General features: G+C 66.4%; 6 protein-coding genes. 3 read left to right on the top strand and 3 right to left on the bottom strand.

Annotated elements, in window-relative coordinates; all coding sequences use genetic code 11:
- Positions 1–85: 85 nt before the first annotated feature.
- Positions 86–856 (bottom strand): DUF4349 domain-containing protein, encoded by a 771-nt coding sequence (locus QMX81_RS13850; protein WP_282262313.1) that lies wholly within the window; start codon positions 854–856, stop codon positions 86–88.
- Positions 857–1012: 156 nt separating this feature from the next.
- On the opposite strand from QMX81_RS13850, the gene QMX81_RS13845 reads away from it, so the two are divergent.
- Positions 1013–2821: a DUF885 domain-containing protein gene (locus tag QMX81_RS13845; protein WP_123728742.1), complete on the top strand. Its 1809-nt coding sequence runs from the start codon at positions 1013–1015 to the stop codon at positions 2819–2821.
- An 84-nt stretch (positions 2822–2905) separates the two neighbouring features.
- On the opposite strand, the gene smrA is transcribed toward QMX81_RS13845, so the two are convergent.
- Positions 2906–4738 (bottom strand): multidrug efflux ABC transporter SmrA, encoded by a 1833-nt coding sequence (gene smrA, locus QMX81_RS13840; protein ID WP_121041442.1) that lies wholly within the window; start codon positions 4736–4738, stop codon positions 2906–2908.
- Between the two features lie 89 nt (positions 4739–4827).
- Complete coding sequence (locus QMX81_RS13835) at positions 4828–6405, bottom strand: serine hydrolase (protein WP_282262307.1); 1578 nt, start codon at positions 6403–6405, stop codon at positions 4828–4830.
- A 111-nt stretch (positions 6406–6516) separates the two neighbouring features.
- Here QMX81_RS13835 and QMX81_RS13830 point away from each other — a divergent pair, with 111 nt between their 5' ends.
- Both QMX81_RS13830 and QMX81_RS13825 read left to right on the top strand, forming a co-directional pair.
- On the top strand, positions 6517–6957 hold the full coding sequence (locus tag QMX81_RS13830) for a VOC family protein (protein WP_152151727.1): 441 nt from the start codon (positions 6517–6519) through the stop codon (positions 6955–6957).
- On the top strand, positions 6954–7772 hold the full coding sequence (locus QMX81_RS13825; RefSeq protein ID WP_152151714.1) for a DUF72 domain-containing protein: 819 nt from the start codon (positions 6954–6956) through the stop codon (positions 7770–7772). The genes QMX81_RS13830 and QMX81_RS13825 overlap by 4 nt, the downstream gene beginning before the upstream one ends.
- The last annotated feature ends 4 nt before the right edge of the window (positions 7773–7776 follow it).

Raw genomic sequence — 7776 nt, 5'->3', positions numbered from 1 at the left:
CGCGGGGGGCGCGTAGTTGTTAAAAAGACACCGCGGCTGAGCCACCCGGCGGGCCGCGCTTTCGCGCGCGCCACGACCGGCATGGTCAGCGCGCGGCCGCCGCGGCCTTGCGACGTTTGCGGCGGCGCCACAGCGCCAGGCCCACGGCACCGACCGCCCACGCCACCGCGCCGACCGGCAGCAGTGCCGCCACCGCGCGGATCACGAACGCGATGCTGGTGGTGAAGATCGATCCGAACTCACTGAACGCCTTGCCGATGTCGCTGCGGCTGCGCTGCCCCGCCGGACCTTCGAAGTGCAGGGTGACCAGCTGTGTATCGATCCGGCGACGCTGCTGCGCAGCCTCCTTGTTGGCCTGCTCCAGCCCGGCCTCGATTTCCGCCATGCGCTGCGAGACCGCCAACAGGTCGGCCACCTTCATGTCACTGCGCTGCTGATAGGCCTGCAGCTGCGCATGCTCTTTCTGCAGCCGGGTCTGGGTCAGTGCGGTGTCGGCCACCTGCTGGGCCAGATCTTCGGCATGGGTATTGCGCGAGGCCACATCGCCGCCTTCACCGGCCAGCGCGATGATCGGCTCGACGCCCTTGGGCGCGATGCGCACGCGGATGGAGCCGGAGCGGGTTTCACCGCCTTCCTCGCCCACCTGCAGCACCGCGCAATCACCGAACCGGTTGCTCTGGCAGGCCGCGGACACGGCCTTGACCCGCTCACTGATGCGCTTGGCATCCAGCTGGATGCGGATGTCGTGTTCATACGCGAGGAACGCGCCCTCGGGAGATGCCACGGCCCCGGCGGCCGCGTCGGCGGCGTAGTTCGGCGCGCTGCGGCCACAGGCCACCAGGCCCAACAACAGCATCCCTGCCAGCCCGGCGCGGGCCCGTCCTGTCCATCCAGTCACAGTTCAACTCCAGTCAATACGGCGATCTTCACGGCGCATGGTAATCCAATGGCACGGGGACAACGGGGGCCATCGGCCCTATGCTCGGGGATTGTCCCCAGTACAGGAACACCGATGCGCCAGCATCTGCTTGCCCTCGCCCTGATCGCCGCCCTTGGTGGCTGCCAGCAGGCCGACTCCCCGACGCCCACCACCGGCACCGAAGCGGCCACTCCGGCTGGCGATGCTGCGGTCGATACGGCCTTCGCCGACCTGTCCAAGCGCGCCCTGGACACCTGGATGCAGCTGTCCCCGATCAGCGCCACCCAGATCGGCGATCACCGCTACGACAGTGAGATAGACGACCTGAGCGCGGCCGGCCAGCAGAAAGTGCTGACCGCGTACAAGGCACTGCTGGGCGATCTGGACAAGATCGACGTCAGCAAGCTCTCGCGCGAGAACCAGGTGGACGCGGCGATCCTGCGCAACCAGCTGCAGTCCGAGGTCTGGACTGCGGAAGTGCTGCAGTCGCCCAAGTGGGACCCGCAGATGTACAACGGCATGGCCGGCAGCGCGCTCTACGGCCTGATGGCGCGTGAGTTCGCGCCGCTGCCCGACCGCCTGAAGTCGGCGACCGCGCGCATGGAGAAGCTGCCGCAGATCTTCGCCCAGGCCCGCGAGAACCTGGACCCGGCCCGCGTGCCGAAGATCCATGCCGAAACCGTGGCCAAGCAGAACCGCGGCATCCTGAGCATCGTCGATACCTTCATCACCCCGCACATCGGTGAGTTGCCGGCCGAAGACCAGAAGCGCCTGCAGGCTGCGATCGAGGGCCTGAAGAAGGCCGTCGACGAACAGCAGACCTGGCTGGACAAGACCCTGGTGCCCAACGCCAAGGGGGACTTCCGCATCGGTGCGGAGCTGTACGACCAGAAGCTGAAGTTCGCGCTGAACTCCTCGCTCTCGCGCGCCGAGATCGGCGAGCGCGCGCGTGCCGAGCTCAAGCGCGTGCGCCAGGACATGTATGGCATCGCGCAGACCGTGCTCAAGGACAAGCCCGGCGCCCCGGCGCTGCCGGCCAACCCGAGCGACGAGCAGCAGCAGGCCGCGATCGAAGCCGCGCTGGAGCTGGCCTATGCCGACAAGCCGGCACGCGACAAGGTCGTTGAAGACGCCAAGGCCGCGCTGGAGCAGTCCACCGAATTCGTGCGCAAGCATGACCTGATGACCCTGCCCGATTCGCCGGTCGACATCATCCTGATGCCGGAATTCCAGCGTGGCGTGGCCGTGGCCTACTGCGATTCGCCGGGCCCGCTCGACAAGAACCTGAAGACCTTCTATGCGGTCTCGCCGATTCCGGACGACTGGACGGACAAGCAGGTCGATTCGTTCCTGCGCGAATACAACAGCCGCATGATCCACCTGCTGAGCATCCACGAAGGCACTCCGGGCCATTACCTGGAAGGCTGGCACTCGGGCAAGTTCCCCTCCACGCTGCGCGCGGTGCTGCGTTCGGGCCTGTTCGCCGAAGGCTGGGCGGTCTACACCGAGCGGATGATGCAGGAGCAGGGTTATCTGGACAACGATCCGCTGTTCCACCTGGTGCAGCTGAAGTTCTACCTGCGCACCATCTCCAACGCGATCCTGGACCAGGGCGTGCACGTGGACAACTGGACGCGTGAGCAGGCGATGCACCTGATGACCCACGACGCCTTCCAGCAGGAAAGCGAAGCCTCGGGCAAGTGGGTACGTGCGCAGCTGACCTCCGCGCAGCTGCCGACCTACTTCGTCGGCGCGCAGGAACACTTCGATACCCGCAAGGCCGTGCAGGACAAGCAGGGGGCCAAGTTCAACCTGAAGGCCTACCACGACCAGATGCTGTCCTACGGCGCCCCGCCGGTGCGCTTCGCGCGCCAGCTGATGCTGGACCAGCCGATCGAGTAAGCACTGCCTCGTTCCTCGTCAGACAGGCAAACGGCCCGGGGTGACCCGGGCCGTTTCTTTTCTGCGGGACGGGCATGACGCGACTTACGCGTCGGCAGCCACGAAGCCCCCGGTCTGCCGTGCCCACAGCCGCGCATACAACCCGCCGGCCGTGATCAGCTCGGCGTGCGTGCCGGTTTCCACGATGCGGCCCTGATCCATCACCACCAGCCGGTCCATGCGCGCGATCGTGGACAAGCGGTGCGCGATCGCGATCACCGTCTTGCCGGTCATCAATTCATCCAGGTTGTCCTGGATCGCCGCTTCCACTTCCGAATCCAGTGCAGAGGTTGCCTCGTCCAGTACCAGGATCGGAGCGTCCTTGAGCAGCACCCGCGCGATCGCGATGCGCTGGCGCTGGCCACCGGACAGCTTTACCCCGCGCTCGCCGACATGCGCGTCGTAACCACGGCGCCCTTCCCCATCGACCAGCGTATCGATGAAGGCCGAGGCGCGTGCCTTGGCCACCGCGGCATGCAGCTGCTCCTCAGTTGCATCCGGACGCCCGTACAGCAGGTTGTCGCGGATCGAGCGGTGCAGCAGCGAGGTGTCCTGGGTGACCACGCCGATCTGCCGGCGCAGGCTTTCCTGGGTGACCCCGGCGATGTCCTGCCCATCGATGCGGATCTGCCCGCTTTCCAGGTCGTACAGCCGCAGCAGCACATTGACCAGGGTCGACTTGCCGGCACCCGAGGGACCCACCAGACCGATCTTCTCACCGGGCTTCACCTGCAGGTCCAAGCCGGCGATCACGCCTCCGCGTTTGCCGTAATGGAAATGAATGTGATCGAAATGCACGCCGCCCTGGCTGACCACCAACGGCACGGCATCGGCGCGGTCCTGCACCGTCAGCGGCTGGGAGATGGTGGTGATGCCGTCCTGCACCGTGCCGATATCTTCGAAGATGCCGTTGATCGTCCACATGATCCAGCCGGACATGTTGTGGATGCGGATCACCAGGCCGGTGGCCAGGGTGATCGCACCGACGCTGATGTGGCCGCCGTTCCACAACCACAGCGCCAGGCCGCAGGTGCCCACGATCAGGAAGCCGTTGACGATGGCGATGGTGACTTCCAGCCCGGTGGTGACCCGGGTCTGGCCGCGGTGCTTGGTGGCCAGTTCGTCGATCGCCTCGGCCACGTAGGCCTGCTCGCGCCCGCCATGGGCGAACAGCTTCAGCGTGGGCACGTTGGTGTAACCATCCACGATGCGGCCCATCGCTTTGGAGCGCGCTTCGGAGGCGATCCACGCACGCTCTTTCGCCCGCGGCACGAAGTACCACATGATCACCGCGTACCCGGCCATCCACAGCCCCAGCGGGATCATCAGCCGCCAGTCCGCCTGCGCGAACAGGTACAGCGCAGTACCGGTGTAGACGATGATGTACCAGAGCGAATCGACCATCTGCACGGCCGATTCGCGCAGCGAGGTGCCGGTCTGCATCACCCGGTTGGCCATGCTGCCGGCGAAATCGTTCTGGAAGAAGCTCAGGCTCTGCCGCACCACATAGTTGTGCATCAACCAGCGCGAGCGGTTGCTCAGCCCCGGTACGATCGCCTGGTTCACCAGCAGGCTGTGCAGCGAGACCAGCAGCGGCCGCGCGATCAGGGTGATGCCGGCCATCCACATCAATGTATTCGCATGCCGGGCGAAGAAATCGCTGCCGGGCTGCTCGGCGACCATGTCCACGATGCGGCCAAGGAAATCGAACATCGCCACTTCGACCAGCGCCAACAGCAGGCCGGCGATCAGCGTGGCCAGCAGCACCGGCCACACCGGGCGTAGATAGTGGATATAGAACGGCACCACCTTGCGCGGTGGCATGCGCGCATCGATCGGCGGGAAAACCGGAATCAGCGATTCGAACCAGCGGAACATCGCAGTGCACCGAAAACAAAACAGGCCGCGATTATCCCACCGCGGCCTGCTGTTTTACTCTCACCTCCCTCACACGCCGGCGACGGGGTTCAGCCCTTGGCCTCCGGCGCGATCGGCGTCAGCAGCAGGTCCTGGAAATCGAAGCTGAAATCGGTCAGCGAAGATGCCGCCTGCATGCGGACCTCGCGGACCTTGCCGTCCGGATCGAGACTGAAATTCACGAACGCATCGGCGTTGAGTGACCGGTCGTCCCAGCGCACCAGGAAGGTATCGTGCTGCCAATGTTCCAGCGTGCCGATCAACTGCGCGGTCTTGCCAAAGCGCAGGCGCAGTTTGCCGCCCTGCTGCTCAACGAATACGTCGCCGTACCACGCGTCGCGGTAGCCGCCTGCATAGCGTGCCAGCGGCAGCGACGGCTTGGATGTCGCATCGCGTGCGGCCAGGTGCTTGGCCCAGCCCTCGTCCGCCTTCTCCTGCGACTTGGCCACGGCGGCCGCATAGGCGGCGACCCAGTCGGTGGCCGGTGCCTGCAGATAGGCATCCAGCGCTTCCATCGTGATCGCGTTGAAGGCCGCGCCCACTTCCTGGTTGGTCAACACCACGATGCCCAGCTTCTGCGCCGGCACCAGGGTCACGCGCGAGACCATCCCGGGCCAGCCGCCGGTGTGCCAGACCAGCTTCTGGCCCCGGTAATCGCTCAGGCTCCAGCCCTCGCCATAGCCGGCGAAGTTCGGCCGTGCCGCCGCCAGCTGCGGCACGCTCGGCTCAGGCACCACCTGCGGGGTGATCATCTGCCACATCGCCTGCTGGGTCTTGGCGGTGAACAGCGGCTTCCCGTTCTCCAGCGTGCCCTGGGCCAGCTGCACGTTCATCCAGCGCGCCATGTCGTGCACGCTGGAATAGATGCCGCCGGCGCCGGCGTTGTTGGACCAGGTCAGCGGCGCGACGGTGCGCAGCTGGCTGAAATCATACTTGGCGTGCCCCACTGCAGCGTTGTCGCCGGGCTGCAGATGATCGGCGTTGTAGCGGGTGCCTTGCATGCCCACCGGGGTGAAGATGTGCTGCTGCAGGAAGTCCGCATAGGTCTGCCCGGACACCTGTTCGATCACCTGCTGGGCGACCGCGTAGAGAATGTTGTCGTAGGCATAGCGATCACGGAAGCCGGCCTTCAACGGCACCTTGCCCAGCCGCTGCACCACCTCTTTGTTGCTGTAGGAGGTGGTCGGCCAGAACAGCAGGTCGCCCGCGCCCAGGCTGAGGCCACTGCGGTGCGACAGCAGATCGCGGATGCGCATTTCGCCGGTCACGTACGGATCGGACATGCGGAAGCCGGGCAGATGATCGATCACGCGATCGTCCATCTTCAGCTTGCCCTGCTCGGCCAGCAGATTCAGCGAGGTGGCGGTGAACGCCTTGGTATTGGAGGCGATCGCAAACAGCGTATCGGCCTGCACCGGGTCCGGCTTGCCCAGCTCGCGCACCCCGTAGCCGCGCTCCATCACCACCTTGCCATCCTTGACCACCGCCACGGCGATGCCGGGGATGTCGAACTCGCTGCGGGCGCGTTCGATGGTGGCGTCCAGCCGCTGCAGTTCGGCCGGCACGGCGGCCGATGCCAAGGGTGCGCATGCCAGCAGCACGGCGCCTCCGATCCAGGATGTATTCAAGCAGTGTCTCCGGTTGCGTGTGGCGGGGGCGTCGAGGGTGCCGATGCCCCGGTTTCGCACGATGGTAACGCGGCCCGGATCAGGCTCGCCTGTGCCAGAAGGAGGCCCGCCATGACCGCGCCCGCCGAGACCATCGCCACCGTCATTCCCTGCCTGCGCTACCGCGATGCGCACGCCGCCATTGCCTGGCTGCAGCGCGCGTTCGGCTTCCAGAAACAGGCGGTCTACGCCGATGGCGATACCGTTCACCACGCCCAGCTGGTCTACGGCCACGGCATGATCATGCTCGGCTCGGTCGACAACGACAGTGAGTGGGGCCGCTACAGCGTCCACCCGGACGAGGTCGGCGGTCGCCAGACCCAGAGCGCCTGCGTGATCGTCGCCGATCCGGATGCGCATCATGCGCGCGCCGTTGCCGCCGGCGCGCAGATCGTCATGGACATCGCCGACCAGCCCTATGGCGGCCGCGGCTATGCCTGCCGCGATCTGGAAGGCTACCTGTGGTGGTTCGGCAGCTACGACCCATGGGTCGACCACGCGGACGGCGCATGAGCGCTGCGGCCGGCTCCATCCGCACGGGTATCGGTGGCTGGGTCTTCCCGGCGTGGCGCGCCGGCACGTTCTATCCGGCTGGATTGCCGCAGCGCGAAGAACTGGCCTACGCCAGCCAGCAGTTGGGCTGCATCGAGATCAACAGCACGTTCTATCGCGCGCAGAAGCCGGCCATCTATGCCCAGTGGCGCGCGCAGACGCCCGAGGGCTTCCGTTTCTCGGCCAAGGCGCCACGCACGATCACCCAGACCCATGACCTGACTACGGTGGGCGAACGTGCCGAACGTTTCATCGAGGGCATCCGCGTTCTGGAGGACCGGCTGGGGCCACTGATCTGGCAGTTCGGCGACAGCCATCCCGCCGGTGCGGCCGAATTCGATCGGTTCCTGGGCATGCTGCCGCGCAAGGTCGACGGCCACCGCCTGCAGCACGCACTGGAGGTGCGCAACCCCGCGGCATGGACGCCGGCGCTGCTGACCGCTGCCCGTGCGCACGGTGCCGCGCTGGTGTTCAGTGGCTCGGATGAGTACCCCAGTTTCGCCGACCCCACCGCCGACTTCATCTATGCGCGATTGATGCACTCACGCGCGAACCTGCGTGCCGGCTACCCGGCACGGGCGCTGGAACAGTGGTGCCTGCGTGCGATGCGCTGGGCCCGCGGCGAAGACAACCCGGACCTGCCCCACCTGGCTGCCGAACTCCCCGCGCAGCCACCGCGCGAGGTGTATGTGCTGTTCATCGGTGCGGCCAAACAGCGCAATCCCGGCGCGGCGATGGCGCTGCGCGATCAGCTGCAGCTGCTCGGCGGCAGCTGATGCG

Source organism: Stenotrophomonas sp. PS02301, assembly GCF_029959485.1.
GTDB classification, from domain to species: Bacteria; Pseudomonadota; Gammaproteobacteria; order Xanthomonadales; family Xanthomonadaceae; genus Stenotrophomonas; species Stenotrophomonas maltophilia_Z.
This window is presented reverse-complemented; position numbering and strand designations above follow the sequence as displayed.